An 18,264-nucleotide genomic window follows, 5' to 3' on the forward strand; every position below is an offset into this window, starting at 1 on the left:
CGGATTATTTCCGGCGGTAGAGAAAATAGCGCCCCTCCTTGATGCCGCCGGGCAGAGGCAGCGGCAAAAGCTCGGGATGTTCCAGTGGCAGGCCGCTAACGGCGATGCCGTGATGGGTAAGCACGCCAGCCATCAATTGCGGCAGCCAGGTCAGCGTCACGGCGTCGATCTCGTCATGGCCGGTGCCGATATCGGCATGGGCGAGCGCGGCATTGATCCCGAGGAACGCCTGGCCGGTATCGCGGATATTGCCCGTCACCATATTTTCGGCCGGCGGCGTGGAGGTGGAATAGGAGCGTATTTCCCAATCGAAGGCAATGATGCGGCGATCGGGAAAATGCTCGCGCAGATGGTCGTAGGTGCGGCCGTTGCCGAGTCCGAATTCGAGCACCGGCCCCTCCACCTCTTCCACCAGATCGATGATGGCATCGAGAATATCGCGTTGAGCCGTCAATCGGCGAATGAAGCTGTCGAGGCGGCTCATCTTGTCCTGTCCGTCATAAAATATGTCAGTGGTGCTACCATATCGATGCAGTGTAAGTCGATTGCCGGAAACGCAAATTGCCATTGCAGCGGCAACACGGGTCTGTGATAAACTCGGCCTCATGAACGAGATGTCCAATGACGCATTCTTCGCCAACGTGCCGGTCTTCAGCGACTTCGAAGGCGTGACCGATGAGAGCAATTACCAGCCGCTGCCCGAAGGGTGGGTGCTGGCGATGGCCGATATCGTCGGCTCGACGAAAGCGATTTCCGGCGGCCGCTACAAGGACGTCAACATGGCCGGCGCCAGCGTCATTTCCGCAGTGCTGAATGCCGTCGGCAAAGGCGACTATCCCTTCGTCTTTGCCGGTGACGGCGCGCTGATCGCCTTACCCGCTTCGCTTGAGAAGGAAGCGCGCGTGGCGCTTGCCGCAACGCAGGTCTGGGTGAAGGAGGATCTTGACCTCGATCTTCGTATCGCCATCGTGCCGATCGCCGATATCCGCGCGGAAGGTCTCGATGTGCGCGTCGCCCGCTATTCGGCAAGTGCTTACGTCACCTATGCGATGTTTTCCGGCGGTGGCACGATCTGGGCCGAGAAGAACATGAAGATGGGCCGGTACGGCGTCGAAAAGGCTGGACCCGGCACTCGGCCGGATCTGAGCGGCCTCTCCTGTCGCTGGAGCCCGATCGAGGCCCGCAACGGCGAGATCGTCTCGATCATCGCCGTACCCGGCGAGGATGGTCCCGGCCCGGAATTTCAAGCTCTCGTTGCCGGTATCGTTTCGATCACAGCCGAACAGAACCGCAGCGGGCATCCCGTGCCGGAAGACGGGCCGGAGCTTGGATTCTCGATGAAGGGCATCAATCGCGAGGTGAATGCTACGGCGCCCGAGGGCAAACGCCTGCGGCAAAAGTTCCTCATTCTGCTGCAGATCGGCCTGATCGTTTTCCTGCACAAATTCGGCATCACCTTCGCCCATTTCAACGCGCGCCGCTACAAGAAGGACGTCTCGGGCAATTCGGATTTCCGCAAATTCGACGACGGGTTGAAGATGACCATCGACGTCGACGCCGCCCACTTCGCCCGCATCGAGATGCTATTGAAGCAGGCGCAGGAAAAGGGCGTGGCGCGTTACGGCTTGCACCGCCAATCATCGGCACTGATGACCTGCTTCGTACCGACGCCGTTGTCGCGCGACCACATGCATTTCATCGATGGCGCTGCCGGCGGTTACGCCGTCGCCGCCAGCCAGATCACCGGCAAGCAGCTTTCCGATGTGCTCGTTACGCCTTGATGACGTGATCGGCAGTAAGGCCGAGCCGGCTGAAGACGTTTCGGGTATCGACAATCAGTTTGGCGCTCTTCGAAAGAGCCGCATAGTCGATCACGTCGTGATCGGTCGCGATGAGAACCGCATCGTATCCCGCAATGGCGTCCGGCGTCAGGTCGATGGAGTTCCGGCCCTTCAGCGCCTGATATTCACGGGTCGGCGGAATCTCCGCGACGAAGGGATCATGATAGTCCGCCTTGCCGCCGCGCTCCTCGATGATTTCAATCAGGCGCAGCGACGGGCTTTCCCTGATATCGGCAACGTTTTTTTTGTAGGCGAGCCCAAGCACGAGGACGCGTGAGCGGCTGAGCGCCTTGCCGGCACGAATATCCAGCGCCTCGGCCAGCTTGCCGACGACATAGCGCGGCATCGCCGAATTGATTTCGCCGGCAAGCTCGATGAAGCGTGTCGGCAGCTCGTATTCACGCGACTTCCAGGTGAGGTAGAAAGGGTCGATCGGAATGCAGTGACCACCGAGACCAGGACCGGGATAGAAAGGCATATAGCCAAACGGCTTGGTCTTGGCGGCGTCGATGACTTCCCAGACATCGATGCCCATTGCCGCATAGACGGTCTTCAGCTCGTTGACGAGTGCGATATTGACCGAGCGGAAGATGTTTTCGGTGAGCTTGACCGCTTCCGCCGTTGCATTGGAGGAGACCGGAACGACGGTCGAGACGACGGCACCGTAGAAAGATTTCATCAGCGACAGGGCCTGCGTGCCATCGCCTGCAACGACCTTCGGGATCGTCGCGGTGTGGTAATGCTGATTGCCGGGGTCTTCGCGCTCCGGCGAGAAACCGACGAAGAAGTCGGAGCCGGATTTCAGGCCGGTCCCTTCGAGAATGACCTTCACGATGTCATCGGTCGTGCCGGGATAGGTTGTCGATTCTAGCACGATGAGCTGGCCCGGCCGCAGATGGGCGGCGATCGACCGCGACGTCGCCTCCACGAAGGAAAGATCGGGATCGCGATGTTTGGTGAGCGGCGTCGGCACACAGATGACGATCACGTCGCAATCAGAAAGGCTGGCGAAATCGGTCGTCGAGGAGAACCGCCCCGCATCGATCTCGGCCGTCAGCGCCTCGCTCGTCACCGCATCGATATAGGAGCGGCGGGCATCCAGCGCGACGATCTTCTTCGGATCGATATCGAAGCCGGTCACGGCAAAGCCGCTGCGCGCCACAGCGATCGCCAGCGGCAGGCCGACATAACCAAGACCTATGATGCCGGCGCGCGCAGTGCGGGCCTCAATCTTCTTTGAGAGCGTCTCGAAAGTGGAAGAGCGTGCGTCCAAGGCCATGCCTTTTGCAAAAAGTGAATCCAAACGCTGATCTAATGCATGATCGCGGCAAATTAAACCCAGCCCGCTCGCAGTGTCTGGTCGTGCCGCGCCTTGGAATCTTCAACAGGGTGTGGCCAAAATGACTCGGGGTCGCCATCCCGGCAACCGGGACGCACAAAAAAAATCAGAATCCCATTGTTTCGCACTTTCAGCGTGCCTATTTTGGCAAATGATAATGAACCACTTTGCAAAGATTGCTCGCCCGTTTCCAGGAGGTCGGAAGCCGGCGGGTGTCATAGCCGGTCATCGGCAATCGTTGACACGATAATACCGCTCGTACATCCTGATTTCTTTGTGATCTGCTCATTCTGAATGGGCAGGTCCGGGTTGTTTTTGCCTTTCGGGATGGACGTGCGCCATGAGGATAATACCAAGAATGAGCACGATCGAATCCAGCGTATCCTCCATTTTGTTGGACCGTGTTGCTGAATGGCTGACGAATTCTTCGCTGGCCGGTGACGACCTTGAAAACATCGTGCGCGGTTTCTGCGAGCGGCTTGCGGCCGCCGGCCTGCCACTCGCGCGCGTGCACCTGACCTTCTCAATGCTGCATCCGCTTTACGACGCGCTGAGCTTTACCTGGAAGCGCTCCAGCGGCGTGACCATCGAGGGCTTCCGCATGCCGGCCGGCCAGAAGCCGGACCGTTTCCTGCAGAGCCCTTATTTCCATCTTCTCGACAACAATCTGCAGCATATCCGCCGCCGCATCATGCCTGACGGCCCGAGCGAATTTCCGATCTTTGAGGATCTCCGGCAGGAAAAGGTCACCGATTACCTCGCCTTCGTGCAACCCTTCGGCGACGGTTCGGTGCAGGGCATGATGGGCTCCTGGTCGACCGATAGCCCGGCCGGTTTTTCCGACGATATGATCGACGCGCTGCTGCGCATGCAGAACCATCTGGCGGTTGCCGCCAAGATGGCGGTGCTTGCCAAGCTCGCCAACAATATGCTGACCACCTATCTCGGCGGCGATGCTGGCAAACGCGTGTTGAACGGCCAGGTTCGCCGTGGCGATGGTGAGACGATCCGCGCCGCTCTCGTCATGGCGGATATGCGCGAATCGACCATGTATGCCGAGAAGGAAGGCAGGCAGGCCTACATCGATACGCTCAACCAGTTCTTCGACGCGATCGCCGCGCCCTTCAACCGCAATGGCGGCGAAATCCTGAGTTTCCTCGGCGACGGCTTCCTGGCCGTGTATCCCTGCGGTCGCCACAAGGACCCGTCCAAGATCGCCTGCGAGGCAGCGCTTTCAGCAGTGCATCATGCGCAGGCGCGGGTTGCTGAACTGAACAAGGATCGCGAGGCGAAGGGCCTTCCGAAGATCGGCTACGGCATCGGCCTGCATGTCGGCAATGTCATGTTCGGCAATGTCGGCCTGAAGGACCGCCTTACCTTCTCCGCCTTCGGCTCTGCAGTGAACGAGGTGCAGCGCCTGCAGGTGCTGACGAAGAAATACAGCCGCGAGGTCGTCGCGAGCCAAGCCTTCGCTGGTTATTGCGGCGGCGAATGGATCACGCTCGGCGAGGAAAAGCTGCGCGGCATTCGCCAGAAGGTGACGGTGCTGCAACCGCGGGCGCCGGCATCCGGCCTCCATGTCGACGAAGGCTTCCGCGAATCCGTTCAGAACGGCCTTTCGGAAGCCGAACAGGTCATCATGCTTCACCGCGACAAGAAACAGGTAAAACGTACGCCGATCGAAAAATTCATTCAGTAATCACGCGCGAACATTGCAGCCGCTTTAGCCGCTGCACCGTACATGAGAACCCTCGCATCAAGCGCCTTGTAAAATAGACGCCATGCGGTGCTTTTCCCCATGCCTGTCATCAACTAGACACCCCGTTTACGGTACGATAGTGTGCCTTAACGGGAACACAAAAGACTGGGGAATTTCGTTGGTATGGCGTCTGCAGCCGATCTGTTGCGTATTGAGAATCTGGACGTCGCCTTCTCCGTTTTCGGCGACCGACTGCGCGTCGTAAAGGAAGCCAATCTCCGCATCCTGCCGGGGAAAGTGACTGCCCTCGTTGGCGAAAGCGGCTCCGGCAAATCTGTTATCAGCCAGTCGATCATGGGCATCCTGCCGGCACCGGCCCATGCGAGCGGCCGCATCCTGTTTACCGACCCGCTGGATGGCAAGGCGACCGATATTCTCTCCCTGTCGCGTGATAGCGCCGAAATGCGCGACCTGCGCGGCCGCCGTATGGCGACCATCTTCCAGGAGCCGATGACGTCGCTCTCACCGCTCCACACGGTCGGTAATCAGATCGGCGAGGTTTTGCTGATCCACACGAATGCCGACAAGAAGGAAGCGCGCGAGCGCACCGAGGAAATGCTTGGCCTCGTCGGCTTTTCCAATCCGAAACGCACCTACGACATGTATCCGTTCGAGCTTTCGGGCGGCATGCGCCAGCGCGCCATGATCGCCATGGCGCTGATCTGCAAGCCGGCGCTCCTGATTGCCGACGAGCCGACCACCGCGCTCGACGTGACGATCCAGGCCCAGATTCTCGAACTGCTGCGCGACCTGCAGGCCAAGCTTGGCATGGCCATGCTGCTCATCACCCACGATCTCGGGGTCGTCGCCAATATGGCCGATGAAGTGGTGGTGATCTATCACGGCGAGATCATGGAAGCCGGCCCGGTCGAGGCAATCTTCCGCAATCCGCAACATCCCTATCTCAAGGCCCTGATGGCTGCGGTTCCGCATTTCGACATGAAGCCGGGCGAGCGCTTGAAAGCTCTGCGGGAGGTTCCGGTCAACCTGGAATCGATGATCGGCAAGAAGAAGCCGGTCGAAAAGGAAGCGCCCGGCGTGCTCCTTTCCGTCGCCAACCTTTCGAAGACCTACAAGACACGCAAGCGTAGCTTCTTCGGCGGCCAGGAAGCCACGGTCGTGCACGCTGTCGACGACGTCAGCTTCGATATCCGCCGTGGCGAATGTCTGGGGCTCGTCGGCGAATCCGGCTGCGGCAAAACGACCGTCAGCAAGATCCTCATGCGCGCGATCACGCCTGACAGCGGCGCGGTCGTCTTCAACGACGGCAAGGATGTCATCGACGTCCTCTCCGTCAAGGGTTCGGAACTGCAGGACCTGCGCACCAAGATCCAGATGGTGTTTCAGGACCCGGTTTCTTCGCTTTCGCCGCGCATGACGGTGCGCAATATCCTCAGCGAGCCGCTCGAAATCCACGATCGTGGCAACAGCGCCGAGCGCAGGGCCAAGGTCGAGGCGCTGATGGGCGCGATCGGCCTCGACCGGCGCTACCTCAACCGCTATCCACACAGCTTCTCCGGTGGCCAGCGCCAGCGCATCGGGATTGCCCGCGCGCTCGCCCTTGGCCCCAAGCTTCTCATCCTCGACGAACCGGTATCGGCCCTCGACGTGTCTGTGCAGGCGCAGATCCTCAACCTTCTGAAAGATCTGCAGAAAGAACTGGGGCTCACCTATCTGTTCATCTCGCACAATCTCGCAGTCGTCGACTACATGGCAGACCGCATCGCAGTCATGTGCAAGGGCCGTATCGTCGAGATCGCCCCGCGTGAGATCATTCTGCGCAATCCGGTTCACCCCTATACGAAGTCATTGCTTGCCGCCGTTCCCTTTCCGGATCTCGACCGGCCGCTCGACTTCAAGGCGCTGCAGGAAAACGGAGCGGCCGATAAGCAGAATTGGGGGCCTGTCTTCCGGGCGGACCACGATGACGCCTCCGAACTCGCTTATGCCGATCTCGGCGGCGGCCATCTGGTGCGCGCCCGCAAGGGCGCCGATGCGAAGGAGCTAGTCTGATGGTGACGCGCCGCATCTTTCTCGGTGGCCTGATCGGTTCGGTCATCGCGCCTTCGGTGCTTCGGGCCCAGCAGGTCGCCGAGCCAGAATTTTTGAAGGCCAGGGTCGCTGACGGCAGTCTGCCGCCAATGGCTGAGCGCATTCCGACTGAGCCGCGTATCGTCAATCTCAAGGACATGGGCCGCGTGCCCGGCAGCTATGGCGGCAATGTGCGCACCATCATCGGCGGTGTGCGCGATATCCGCTACATGACGGTCTACGGCTATTCCCGGCTGGTCGGCTATGACACGAAGCTGCAGTTCCAGCCCGATATCCTGCGCGACTTCACCTCGGAGAATGACACGATCTTCACCTTCCGTCTGCGCGAGGGGCACAGATGGTCGGACGGTCATCCCTTCACGGCGGAAGCCTTCCGCTACTGGTGGGAAGAAGTCATCCTCAACAAGGAACTGACGCCCGGCGGCGGCGCTCTGGAGCTGCGTCCGCACGGCTCCCTGCCGCGCTTCGAAGTGCTCGACGAGCTGACTGTGCGCTATAGCTGGGACAAGCCCAACCCGGTTTTTCTGTCGGCGCTTGCCGGACCTCTGCCGCTCGTTATCTATGGCCCAGGCCATTACCTGAAACAGTTCCACAAAGGCTTTCAGGACAAGGCCAAGCTCGAAGAGCTGATGAAAAAGAACCGCGCCAAGAAGTGGGCCGATCTGCACATCAAGATGGCCCTCGCTTCCCGACCCAACAATCCCGATCTGCCGACGCTCGATCCCTGGCAGAACCGCACGGCTCCGCCGGCCGATCAGTTCGTCTTCGAGCGCAATCCGTTCTTCCACCGTGTGGACGAGAACGGCATGCAACTGCCCTATCTCGACCGCTTCATCCTCAACGTATCCTCCTCCTCGATCATCGCTGCCAAGGCGGGTGCGGGCGAATCCGACCTGCAGGCGACCGGCATCGACTTCAACGACTACACCTTCCTGAAAGAGGCTGAAAAGCGCTTCCCGGTGAAGGTCAATCTCTGGAAGATGGCGCGCGGCTCGCGCATCACACTGTTGCCGAACCTCAATGTCGCCGACGAAGCCTGGCGCGCGCTCTTTCGCGACGTGCGCTTCCGCCGAGCCTTGTCGCTGGCGATCAACCGGCATGAGATCAACATGGTGGCCTTCTACGGCCTCGGCAAGGCGAGTGCCGATACGGTGCTGCCCGAAAGCCCGCTCTTCAAGCAGGAATATGCCGACGCCTATGTGAATTTCGACCCCGACACCGCCAACAAGCTGCTCGACGAACTCGGCCTCGACAAGCGCGACAGCGATGGCATCCGCCTGCTGCCTGACGGGCGCCGCGCCGAGATCACCGTCGAGACCGCCGGCGAGAGCAATCTCGACACGGACGTTCTGGAACTCGTGCACGATCACTGGGCCAATATCGGTCTAGCGCTCTTCACCCGCACCTCGCAGCGCGACGTCTTCCGCAATCGCGCCATGAGCGGCTCGATCATGATGTCGATCTGGTACGGGCTGGATAACGGCGTGCCGACCGCCGACATGTCTCCCTATGGACTAGCCCCTACGCTCGATGACCAGCTTCAATGGCCGCTCTGGGGCATGTACTATCTTTCGGCCGGTCAGGAGGGCAAGGCGCCCGATCTGCCAGAGGCGGCCGAGCTTGTGGATCTCCTGAATCAGTGGGGCGCAAGTGCCACGACGGAAGAGCGTGAGGTTATCTGGCACAAGATGCTGTCCCTCTATACCCAGCAGGTCTTTTCGATCGGCCTCATCAACAGCACGCTGCAGCCGATCCTCAGATCCGCCAAAATGCAGAACGTGCCGGAGCACGCGCTCTACGGCTTCGATCCGACCTCTTTCCTCGGCGTCTACATGCCGGACACCTTCTGGTTCAAGGAGGCCTGAGCGATGATCCGCTATATCCTCTGGCGTATCGCCGCCATGGTGCCGACCCTGCTCGTGATATCGGCGCTGGTCTTCGTCATCATCGAACTGCCGCCGGGTGACTTCTTCGAAAGCCAGATCGCCGAACTGCGCGCCCAGGGCGAGACTGCAAACCTGCAGGAAATCGAGGAGCTGCGCCATCAATACGGCTTCGACCAACCGGAGATCGTGCGTTACTTCTTCTGGGTCGGCGGCATGCTGCACGGCGATTTCGGCTATTCCTTCGAATATCAGCTGCCGGTTTCCGACGTTGTGGGCGACCGCCTGTGGCTGACGATCCTCGTCTCCTTCTCAACCATCCTTCTCACCTGGCTGATCGCCTTCCCGATCGGCATCTATTCGGCGACCCATCAATATAGCTGGGGCGATTACGGGTTGACCTTCCTGGGCTTGCTCGGCATCGCCATCCCGAACTTCATGTTGGCGCTGATCCTGATGTATTTCGCCAATGTCTGGTTCGGGCTCTCCATCGGCCATCTGATGGACCAGCAATATCTGAACCAGCCGATGAGTTGGGAGAAGGCGAGGTCGATCCTTGCTCACCTCTGGATCCCCGTCGTCATTGTCGGAACGGCCGGCACAGCCGGCATGATTCGCCGCCTTCGCGCCAATCTGCTCGACGAGATGCAGAAGCAATATGTGACGACGGCGCGCGCCAAGGGCCTACATCCGATACGCGCCCTTATCAAATATCCGCTGCGCATGGCGCTCAACTTCTTCGTTGCCGATATCGGCTCGATCCTGCCGTCGATCATATCAGGCGCCGAGATCGTCGCCATCGTGCTGTCCCTGGAGACGACCGGGCCGATGCTGATCAAGGCGCTGCAGAGCCAGGACATGTACCTTGCCGGTTCGTTCCTTATGTTCCTCGCTTTCCTGAACGTCATCGGCGTGCTGATTTCCGATATCGCACTCGGCTTCCTCGATCCCCGCATCCGTCTGCAAGGCAGGAGCACCAAATAATGTCGCCCCTACCCGCACCAGGTGCACCGCTGCCGCATTATGTTTCGACTGCCCCGTTCGATCCGATCGCAACGGAGACGATGACATCAGCGCAGTCGCGTATCCACCTCGCCTCGCAGAAGCAGCTCATGTGGTGGAAGTTCAAGCGCCACAAGCTGGCGCTTGCATCCGGCATTTTCCTTGCCGTGGTCTATCTGATGATCCTGATCGTCGAGTTCCTGGCGCCTTACGGGCTGCATACCCGCAACGTCGACTTTATCCATTCGCCGCCTCAGCGCGTCCGTCTTTTCGACAGCCAGGGCAATTTCGTCGGCCCCTTCGTCTATGGCCGGCAGATGACGCTCGATATCGACACCCTGCACCGTCTCTATACCGACAATCAGAAGGACATCCAGCCGATCCGCTTCTTCTGCCGTGGTGATGGCTACAAACTCTGGGGGCTTGTCGCTTCCAATTATCATCTCGTTTGTCCGGCAATCGGCGGGCAGATGTTCCTGCTCGGCACCGACCGTCTCGGCCGTGACGTGCTTTCGCGCATCCTTTATGGCGCGCGCATCTCGCTCACCATCGGGCTGATCGGTATTTCCATCAGCTTTGTGCTCGGCATCGTCATCGGCGGCCTTGCCGGTTATTGGGGCGGCGTCTTCGATCTCATCGTGCAGCGCCTGATCGAAGTGCTGCAATCACTGCCCTCGCTGCCGCTTTGGATGGCGCTTGCCGCCATCATGCCTGTGACGTGGAGCCCGATCGTCATCTATTTCGGCATTACCGTCATTCTTGGCATCATCGACTGGACAGGTCTCGCCCGCGCCGTGCGCTCCAAGCTTCTGGCACTGCGTGAGGAAGATTATGTCCAGGCCGCCCAGCTCATGGGTGCCAGCACCCCCCGTGTCATCGGCCGGCATCTCGTGCCCGGTTTCATGTCGCATCTCATCGCATCCGCCACGATTTCCATCCCTGGTATGATCCTCGGTGAGACGGCGCTTTCCTTCCTCGGCCTCGGCCTGCGGCCGCCCATCACCAGCTGGGGCATCCTGCTGACGGAAGCCAAGAGCGTAAGCGTGATCGCCTTCTACCCATGGCTGTTGTTCCCGATCGTTCCGGTGGTGCTGGTGATTTTGGCGTTCAATTTTCTGGGAGATGGCTTGCGCGATGCGGCAGATCCCTACAAATAACGTCGAGCTCGGCAGGGTGCTTCGCGTCCGCCGCCTCGTGGCCTCCGATTTACGGGGGTGGTAGAAGTATGTCGTCCACCTCAGAGGGCACCCACATGGCCAGACGCCTCGAAGATGCGCGCATCCTCATGTACAGCCACGATACATTCGGCCTCGGCCATTTGCGCCGTTGCCGCACGATCGCTCATGCCCTCGTCGAGGATTATCGCGGCCTGAACATCCTGATCATCTCGGGCGCGACGATTGCCGGCGCCTTCGATTACCGCGCCCGAGTCGATTTCGTGAAGATCCCGAGCGTCATCAAGCTTCGCAACGGTGAATATACGTCGCTCGCCAGCCATATCGATCTTCAAGACACGCTGAAGATGCGCGAATCGAGCATTCGTCATACGGCCGAAACCTTCCAGCCCGATATCTTCATCGTCGACAAAGAGCCTATGGGCCTGAAGGGCGAGATTGAGGAAACGCTTGCCTATCTGAAGTCGCGCGGCACCACTCTGGTGCTTGGTTTGCGAGAGATCATGGACGCACCACATCTGCTTGAAGCCGAGTGGAAGAGAAACAGCGTCATGCAGAAGATCGACCAGTATTACGACAGTATCTGGGTCTATGGGCCGCCGGATTTCTACGATCCGCTTGTCGGCCTGGACGTGCCCCCGGGGGTCCGCCGCAAGATGGATTTCGTCGGTTTCCTGCAGCGTAGCGTCTCCAAGGGCAAGAACTCGCTGAATGCCCGCAAGGATGACTATATCCTGGTGACGACAGGCGGCGGCGGCGATGGCTCCGATCTCGTTCACGACGTGATGAATGCCTATGAGGCCGACGAGACGCTGACGCAGAAGGCGCTTGTCGTGCTTGGTCCGTATATGCCGGCGGCCGAACGTGCAAAGCTGGTGAAAAAAGGGGAGAAGATCTCCTATATCGAGGTGATCGAATTCGACAATCACATGGAAGAGTTGATCGACGGCGCGACCGCCGTCGTCGCCATGGGTGGCTACAACACCTACTGCGAGATCCTCTCCTTCGACAAGCCGGCGCTCATCGTGCCGCGCGTCGCCCCGCGCGAGGAGCAGCTTCTGCGCGCCCGCCGCGCCAGCGAACTCGGTCTCATCGACATGCTGCTGCCTGAGCAGTCGGCCGACCCCTCCGTCATGGCGGAGACGCTGAAGCGCCTGCCCTCTCGGCTGCCGCCGTCGAAGAGTGGCTGCAACATGCACCTCGAAGGGCTGGATCATATTTCCCGCACCGTTGGCGGATGGCTGGACAGCCGCGGACGCCATCTTTCCCTCGTCGGCGCAGAATAAAGAGCCATCCTTTGCCGCCACGCCGCAAGATCCTCGTTGTGCTGAAAGGCTATCCCCGCCTTTCGGAAACCTTCATTGCCCAGGAATTGCTCGGTCTCGAAAAGGCCGGCTTCGACCTGACTCTGATTTCCATGCGCCGGCCGACCGACAAGAAGCGTCATCCTGTCCATGACGAGATCAAGGCGCGCGTCGTCTATCTGCCGGAATATCTGCACGAAGAGCCGATCCGTGTCCTGAATGGCCTTTTCGCCTGTTTTTCGAAACCAGGCTTCGGTGCGCTGATGAAGCGTTTCTTCGCCGATCTGCCGCGCGATATCTCCCGCAACCGCCTCCGCCGGCTCGGACAGGCCTTGGTGCTGGCGCGCGAATGGCCTGACAACGGCGAATGGCTGCATGCTCATTTCATCCACACCCCGGCTTCCGTGACGGAATATGCGAGCATTCTGACAGGCACGCCCTGGACCTGCTCGGCCCATGCCAAGGATATCTGGACCTCGCCCGACTGGGACCTCGGCCAGAAGCTTGGAAGCGCACGCTGGGCCGTGACCTGCACCCGCAGCGGCTACGAGCATATGAAAGCGCTGACCGGCCGCAAAGATGCGGTACATCTGAGCTATCACGGTCTCGACCTTGCCCGCTTCGGCCATTTCGCCGGCGAGCGCTCGAACCGTAACGGCAGCGATCCCGCCGACCCCGCTTTCATCCTCAGCGTCGGCCGCGCGGTGGAAAAGAAGGGCTATGACGTACTGCTGCGCGCCCTTGCCCTGCTACCGAAAGAACTGAACTGGCGCATGGATCATATCGGCGGCGGCGAGGAGCTTTCCAAGCTGAAGAAACTTGCGGCTGAACTCGGCCTTGCCGAGCGCATCACCTGGAAAGGCGCGCTGGCGCAGGAAGATGTGCTTGACCACTATCGCCGCGCCGATCTCTTCGCGCTCGCCTGCCGCATTGCCGCCAATGGCGACCGCGACGGACTGCCGAATGTGCTGGTCGAGGCCTCCAGTCAGCGGCTCGTCTGTCTTTCCACCAATGTCTCAGGCGTACCGGAACTGCTGAGCGATGGTGAGAACGGTCTGGTCGTGCCACCGGAAGATCCGTCGGCTCTTGCAAAAGCACTCGAGACGGTGATCCGCAGTCCCGATCTGCGCAAGCGGCTGGGCGACGCGGCCGAGGAGCGCGTGCGCGGCCACTTCGATTATCACTCCAGCATCCGACAGTTGAGTGGCCTGTTCGAGGCAGAATGGCAGAAGGCGTCATGACGGCTCCCCGCATCTTCTTTTATGTCCAGCATCTGCTCGGCATCGGCCACATTGCGCGTGCGAGCCGTATCGCCAATGCATTAGTGAAGGACGGTTTCGAGGTAACGGTCGTTACCGGCGGCCTGCCCGTGCCGGGTTTTCCGGGCGAGAGTGTCAAAACGGTCGAATTGCCGCCGGTCGTCGCCAGTAATGTCGGCTTTTCCGGCCTTGCCAATGCCGATGGAAAGCCGGCCGACGAGAAATTTCTCTCCAATCGCCGCGACCTCCTTCTCAAAGCCTTCGACAAAGAAAAGCCTGACGTTGTCATCCTCGAGGCTTTTCCCTTCGGGCGCCGGCAGATGCGCTTCGAATTGCTGCCGCTGCTCGAGGCGATCGAAAAGGCCAGCCCACGCCCGAAGCTTTTGAGTTCCGTGCGCGACATTCTGCAGGAAAACCGCAAGCCTGGTCGCGACGAGGAAACCGTCAAGCTGGTCAAGGACCATTTCGACGCCGTGCTCGTCCATGGCGATCCTGACTTCGTGCGTCTGGAAGATACTTTCCCTCTGACAGCTGAGATCGCCGATCGGCTGCGCTATACCGGTCTTGTTGCTCCGTCGCCCGCGCCAGAACCATCCGAGACATTCGACATCATCGCCTCGGCCGGTGGTGGCGCCGTCGGGCTGGAGCTGATCCGCGCCGCGCGCGATGCGGCCGCACTCATGTCTGCCGATCTTCGCTGGCTGCTGATTACCGGCCCCAACCTTCCCGCAGCAGATTTTTCCGCTTTGTCGGAAGATGCACCTGCCAACGTCACGCTGGTACGGTTCCGCACGGATTTCCCCTCGTTGCTGCGCGGCGCCAAAGTCTCGATCTCGCAGGCCGGCTACAACACGGTGGGTGATCTCCTGCGCACTCAATGCAGCTCGATCCTCATCCCCTTCGTGGCCGAAGGTGAAACGGAGCAGACCGTGCGCGCCGAACGGCTGCGGACACTCGGCCTTGCCGAAATTCTGTCGGAGAAGGCGCTGACCCTCGACGATGTCAAAACAGCGATCGAACGGGCGCTTGCCGCCCCACTGCGTCCGGCCGTTTCCCTCGATCTCGACGGAGCTGCAAAAAGTGCAGCCATCATTCGTTCAATGATCGGCTGAAACCCTCGCCTATTCTAAAATTCATGTGATATAAGAAAATTTCCGGCGAGAATCGGCGTTTCGACATCAGTCCGCTCCGCCTTGTTTTCGTTGCGATATCGGCGGTCTGACTGCATGGTCCTGTACTCGGAGATTCCCCCTTTCCCAGCATCAGGATCGCTGTCCGGACTTTTCCCACAGTCTGACGGTTAGCCATGGAAAAAAGCCTCGCGCGCTACATCTGGAAGAACACGCGGCTGCAGCAGCTCTGGATTCTGCTGGTCGTCGCAGCTTCCATGGTGCCCTACTTCCTGTCCTTCGACCTGCCGAAGCAGATCGTCAACGGACCTATTCAGGGTGACGGCTTCGAAGGGCCGGGTGCGCGACAGACCTTCATGCACATCGCCTACGACATCCCGCTGATCGGTCATGTCGAATTCTTCAAGGGCCTGGAGCTCAACCGCTTCCAGATGCTGATGGCACTGAGCCTCGTCTTCCTGGCGCTGGTGGTGCTAAACGGCCTCTTCAAGTTCTATATCAATACGTACAAGGGCCGGCTCGGCGAGCGCATGCTGCGCCGCATCCGCTTCGAGCTTATCGATCGCGTGCTGCGCTTCCCGCCCGCCCATTTCAAGCGGGTGAAATCGGCCGAAATCGCCACCATGATCAAGGACGAGGTGGAGCCGATGGGTGGCTTCACGGGCGACGCCTTCGTCTCGCCCGCCCTGCTCGGCGGTCAGGCGATCACCGCGCTTGCCTTCATCATCATCCAGAATTTCTGGCTCGGCATGATCGCTGCAGGCATCGTCGGCGTCCAGGCGATCGTCATTCCCCGCATGCGCAAGCGTCTCTTGGAGCTCGGCCGTCAGCGGCAGCTGACCGCGCGTGAACTGTCGGGACGCGTGGGGGAGATCGTTGACGGCATCGGCACGATCCACGGCAACGACACCTCCAACTTCGAGCGCGCCGATATCGCAACCCGCCTCGGCCGCATCTTCTCGATCCGCTACGACCTTTATCAGTGGAAATTCCTGGTCAAGTTCATCAACAACTTCCTCGCCCAGGTCACGCCCTTCCTCTTCTACGCGATCGGCGGCTATCTGGCTCTGCAGGGCCGGCTCGATATCGGTCAGCTCGTTGCCGTCATTTCCGCCTACAAGGACTTGCCCGGCCCGCTGAAGGAACTGATCGACTGGGACCAGATGCGCCAGGACGTGCAGGTCAAATATGCGCAGGTCTACGAGCAGTTCAATGTCGAGCCGCTGATCGACAGCCGCATCCAGGAGCTTGCAACGGCGCCGGTCGCGCCGCTGACGAGTGCCTTCGTCGTCACAAACCTCTCTGTCAGCGACGACAGCGGCGCCCGCCTCGTCGACCACGTCTCGGTTGAGATCAAGCCGAACGAGACGGTTGCGATCGTCGGGCCGAATGGCAGCGGTGCAGAAGCCTTCGCCGAAGCGCTCGGCCGTCTCGTATGGCCGGATTCCGGCCGCATCACCATCGACGGGCAAGACCTGCTGGATCTGCCGGAATCGATCACTGGCCGGCGCATCTCCTATGCGTCCGCCGAAAGCTACTTCTTCCACGGCACGCTCCGCGACAATCTGGTCTACGGTCTCAAGCATGCTCCGATGAAGGAGCCTGAATATGATGACAAGACCGCACAGGAATACAAATGGCACGTGGCGGAATCGCAGAAGGCCGGCAATCCGACGCTCGACCTCAACAGCGACTGGGTCGACTACAATGCTGCCGGCGCAAAAGGACCTGAAGATCTGCTGAAGGCGATCCGGCCGGTGCTCGACGCCGTCATGATGTCGCAGGACATTCTGGACCTGGCGCTGCGCTCCACTGTCAATACCGAGGTTCACACTGCCCTCGGCAGCCATATCGTCAAGCTTCGGACATCGCTGCGCGAGCGGCTTGCCCGGGAAAACCTCGACGCCATCGTCGTGCCCTTCGATTTCGACGCTTACAACACACAGGCGACCGTCGGCGAAAACCTGCTGTTCGGCACGATGAAGCGGCCGCTGATGAACAACCGCCGGCTTGCCGGCCATCCCTATTTCCAGCAGCTCTTCCGCGATACCGGGCTCAGCACAGATCTCTATGCGATGGGCCTGGAAATCGCCGAGAACGCGGTGGAACTCTTCCACGACCTACCGCCGGATCACCCCTTCTTCCAGCAGCTCACCTTCATGACGGCGGACGACATTCCGACCTACCAGGCGCTGCTGCAGAAGCTGCAGGGCAAGCGCTTCGAGGATGCGACGCCCGAAGACCGTGCAAGCATCATCCGCCTGAGCTTCGCCTATATCGAACCTCGGCATCGCTTCGGTCTCTTGACCCAGGCGCTGATGGACAAGATCGTCAGCGCCCGCAAGCAGTTCCACCAGAACATCCCTGACGATCTCGCCGAGCTGATCGAGCGTTATGACGTCAGCCGCTTCACGGCGTCCGCGAGCCTGATGGACAATGTGCTCTTCGGCCGCATTGCCTATCAGCAGGCGGATGCCTCCGACCGCATCCGCCTCATCATGGGTGAACTGTTCGATACGCTCGATCTCTATGACGATGTATTGTCGATCGGGCTCGAATTTGACGTCGGCTCCGGCGGCAAGCGCCTGACGGGGGTGCAGCGTCAGAAGCTCAATCTCGCCCGAGCCCTGCTCAAGCGCTCCGACTACTTCATCTTCAACCGGCCGATCCCGGCGCTCGACCAGCGCATTCAGGACCAGATCACCCACAACATCATCGAAGGCCTGCACGAGGAAGGCAAGCGCCCGGCGATCATCTGGGTATTGTCCAACGCCAAGCTTGCGGAAATCTTTGATCGGATTCTGCTCTTCGATCGCGGCGATCTTGCCGAGGCGGGCAACTATCCGGAACTTTCCGAGAAAAACGGGATGTTCAAGGAACTGTTATCGTAATATTCTATTGGGGCGGCAGAGACGGCGCTCGCAAGGCGCTTGGAATTGGTTTTTAGCGCATGATCAAGGACCATGCGGCAGGGGGTTATAACGCTCATGCTGTTGAGAGATGAAGTCGAAATGCTGCGGCGGGTGCCGATCTTCTCGAGGATCGCACCGGCGAAACTCAAGCTCTTGGCGTTCACCTCCGACCGTATGACCTACAACGCCGGCCAGAACCTGTTCCGTCAGGGCGATGTCGGCGACGCCGCCTATGTCGTACTGTCAGGCACCGCCGATATCATCGTTTCCTCACCTGCCGGCGAAATCAAGGTCGCCGATGTCGAGGTCAATTCCATCGTCGGCGAAATTGCCATTCTCTGTGACGTCTCGCGTACCGCGACCGTGCGTGCTACCTCGCCGCTCGAAGTCCTGCGCATCAGCAAGGAACATTTCCTCAAGCTTCTCAGCGATTTCCCGGAAATGGCCGTGGAGATCATGCGCGTGCTCGCCGACCGTCTCAACCACACGACTGCCGAACTGACCGCCGCGCGCGCTGCCAAGCAGCCGCAGATGGCGCAGTAAAGCCCGAAATAGATCCCAAACAAAAAGGCCCGCCTGGTTTCCCAGGCGGGCCTTTTTGGTCTGCC

Annotated in this window: 13 protein-coding genes; 11 read left to right on the plus strand and 2 right to left on the minus strand. The window is 60.2% G+C overall.

Annotated features, from left to right (window positions below; translation table 11 throughout):
• Window positions 1–4: 4 nt before the first annotated feature.
• Window positions 5–484, minus strand: coding sequence for a class I SAM-dependent methyltransferase (locus AB4Z13_RS25375; RefSeq protein ID WP_113323667.1), 480 nt, complete (start codon window positions 482–484; stop codon window positions 5–7).
• Window positions 485–605: 121 nt separating this feature from the next.
• Between AB4Z13_RS25375 and AB4Z13_RS25380 the strand changes: the two genes are divergently transcribed.
• Entirely contained in the window at window positions 606–1,781 is a 1,176-nt protein-coding gene (locus AB4Z13_RS25380) for a DUF3095 domain-containing protein (protein WP_442207103.1), read from the plus strand.
• Here AB4Z13_RS25380 and AB4Z13_RS25385 read toward each other — a convergent pair.
• The gene (locus tag AB4Z13_RS25385) at window positions 1,771–3,120 is read right to left on the minus strand and encodes a nucleotide sugar dehydrogenase (protein WP_442207104.1); all 1,350 of its coding nucleotides are present in this window, start codon (window positions 3,118–3,120) and stop codon (window positions 1,771–1,773) included. The genes AB4Z13_RS25380 and AB4Z13_RS25385 overlap by 11 nt on opposite strands.
• A gap of 418 nt (window positions 3,121–3,538) precedes the next feature.
• Between AB4Z13_RS25385 and AB4Z13_RS25390 the strand changes: the two genes are divergently transcribed.
• The 10 genes from AB4Z13_RS25390 to AB4Z13_RS25435 all read left to right on the plus strand — a co-directional run bounded on the left by AB4Z13_RS25390 (window position 3,539) and on the right by AB4Z13_RS25435 (window position 18,199).
• Window positions 3,539–4,879, plus strand: a complete 1,341-nt coding sequence (locus AB4Z13_RS25390) for an adenylate/guanylate cyclase domain-containing protein (RefSeq protein WP_113183851.1) — start codon at window positions 3,539–3,541, stop codon at window positions 4,877–4,879.
• 183 nt (window positions 4,880–5,062) lie between these two features.
• A complete protein-coding gene (locus AB4Z13_RS25395) occupies window positions 5,063–6,952 on the plus strand; it encodes an ABC transporter ATP-binding protein (RefSeq protein ID WP_113323664.1) in 1,890 nt (629 codons plus the stop codon).
• On the plus strand, window positions 6,952–8,856 hold the full coding sequence (locus tag AB4Z13_RS25400; protein ID WP_442207105.1) for an ABC transporter substrate-binding protein: 1,905 nt from the start codon (window positions 6,952–6,954) through the stop codon (window positions 8,854–8,856). The genes AB4Z13_RS25395 and AB4Z13_RS25400 overlap by 1 nt, the downstream gene beginning before the upstream one ends.
• Before the next feature lie 3 nt (window positions 8,857–8,859).
• A complete protein-coding gene (locus tag AB4Z13_RS25405) occupies window positions 8,860–9,858 on the plus strand; it encodes an ABC transporter permease (protein WP_025670158.1) in 999 nt (332 codons plus the stop codon).
• On the plus strand, window positions 9,858–11,033 hold the full coding sequence (locus AB4Z13_RS25410) for an ABC transporter permease (protein WP_162748046.1): 1,176 nt from the start codon (window positions 9,858–9,860) through the stop codon (window positions 11,031–11,033). Before AB4Z13_RS25405 ends, AB4Z13_RS25410 begins: the two co-directional genes overlap by 1 nt.
• Window positions 11,034–11,128: 95 nt before the next feature.
• Window positions 11,129–12,337: a glycosyltransferase family protein gene (locus tag AB4Z13_RS25415; protein WP_113323662.1), complete on the plus strand. Its 1,209-nt coding sequence runs from the start codon at window positions 11,129–11,131 to the stop codon at window positions 12,335–12,337.
• A gap of 11 nt (window positions 12,338–12,348) precedes the next feature.
• Window positions 12,349–13,596, plus strand: a complete 1,248-nt coding sequence (locus AB4Z13_RS25420) for a glycosyltransferase (protein ID WP_442207106.1) — start codon at window positions 12,349–12,351, stop codon at window positions 13,594–13,596.
• Window positions 13,593–14,726 carry a glycosyltransferase family protein gene (locus tag AB4Z13_RS25425; RefSeq protein ID WP_442207108.1) on the plus strand — a complete coding sequence of 378 codons (1,134 nt, stop codon included), beginning with the start codon at window positions 13,593–13,595 and terminating at the stop codon, window positions 14,724–14,726. Before AB4Z13_RS25420 ends, AB4Z13_RS25425 begins: the two co-directional genes overlap by 4 nt.
• Before the next feature lie 194 nt (window positions 14,727–14,920).
• Entirely contained in the window at window positions 14,921–17,635 is a 2,715-nt protein-coding gene (locus AB4Z13_RS25430) for an ABC transporter ATP-binding protein (RefSeq protein WP_113323660.1), read from the plus strand.
• A 96-nt stretch (window positions 17,636–17,731) separates the two neighbouring features.
• On the plus strand, window positions 17,732–18,199 hold the full coding sequence (locus AB4Z13_RS25435) for a cyclic nucleotide-binding domain-containing protein (RefSeq protein ID WP_025669918.1): 468 nt from the start codon (window positions 17,732–17,734) through the stop codon (window positions 18,197–18,199).
• Window positions 18,200–18,264 lie beyond the last annotated feature (65 nt).

The organism is Rhizobium sp. YAF28 (assembly GCF_052113285.1).
Taxonomy (GTDB): Bacteria; Pseudomonadota; Alphaproteobacteria; order Rhizobiales; family Rhizobiaceae; genus Rhizobium.

What these genes read in the sequence shown, in the direction of transcription:
- AB4Z13_RS25430 (WP_113323660.1), top strand. Translation starts at nt 14,921, where the DNA reads ATGGAAAAAAGCCTCGCGCGCTACATCTGGAAGAACACGCGGCTGCAG.
- AB4Z13_RS25410 (WP_162748046.1), top strand. Translation starts at nt 9,858, where the DNA reads ATGTCGCCCCTACCCGCACCAGGTGCACCGCTGCCGCATTATGTTTCG.
- AB4Z13_RS25390 (WP_113183851.1), top strand. Translation starts at nt 3,539, where the DNA reads ATGAGCACGATCGAATCCAGCGTATCCTCCATTTTGTTGGACCGTGTT.
- AB4Z13_RS25380 (WP_442207103.1), top strand. Translation starts at nt 606, where the DNA reads ATGAACGAGATGTCCAATGACGCATTCTTCGCCAACGTGCCGGTCTTC.
- AB4Z13_RS25425 (WP_442207108.1), top strand. Translation starts at nt 13,593, where the DNA reads ATGACGGCTCCCCGCATCTTCTTTTATGTCCAGCATCTGCTCGGCATC.
- AB4Z13_RS25405 (WP_025670158.1), top strand. Translation starts at nt 8,860, where the DNA reads ATGATCCGCTATATCCTCTGGCGTATCGCCGCCATGGTGCCGACCCTG.
- AB4Z13_RS25400 (WP_442207105.1), top strand. Translation starts at nt 6,952, where the DNA reads ATGGTGACGCGCCGCATCTTTCTCGGTGGCCTGATCGGTTCGGTCATC.
- AB4Z13_RS25375 (WP_113323667.1), bottom strand. Translation starts at nt 484, where the DNA reads ATGAGCCGCCTCGACAGCTTCATTCGCCGATTGACGGCTCAACGCGAT.
- AB4Z13_RS25395 (WP_113323664.1), top strand. Translation starts at nt 5,063, where the DNA reads ATGGCGTCTGCAGCCGATCTGTTGCGTATTGAGAATCTGGACGTCGCC.
- AB4Z13_RS25415 (WP_113323662.1), top strand. Translation starts at nt 11,129, where the DNA reads ATGGCCAGACGCCTCGAAGATGCGCGCATCCTCATGTACAGCCACGAT.
- AB4Z13_RS25385 (WP_442207104.1), bottom strand. Translation starts at nt 3,120, where the DNA reads ATGGCCTTGGACGCACGCTCTTCCACTTTCGAGACGCTCTCAAAGAAG.
- AB4Z13_RS25435 (WP_025669918.1), top strand. Translation starts at nt 17,732, where the DNA reads ATGCTGTTGAGAGATGAAGTCGAAATGCTGCGGCGGGTGCCGATCTTC.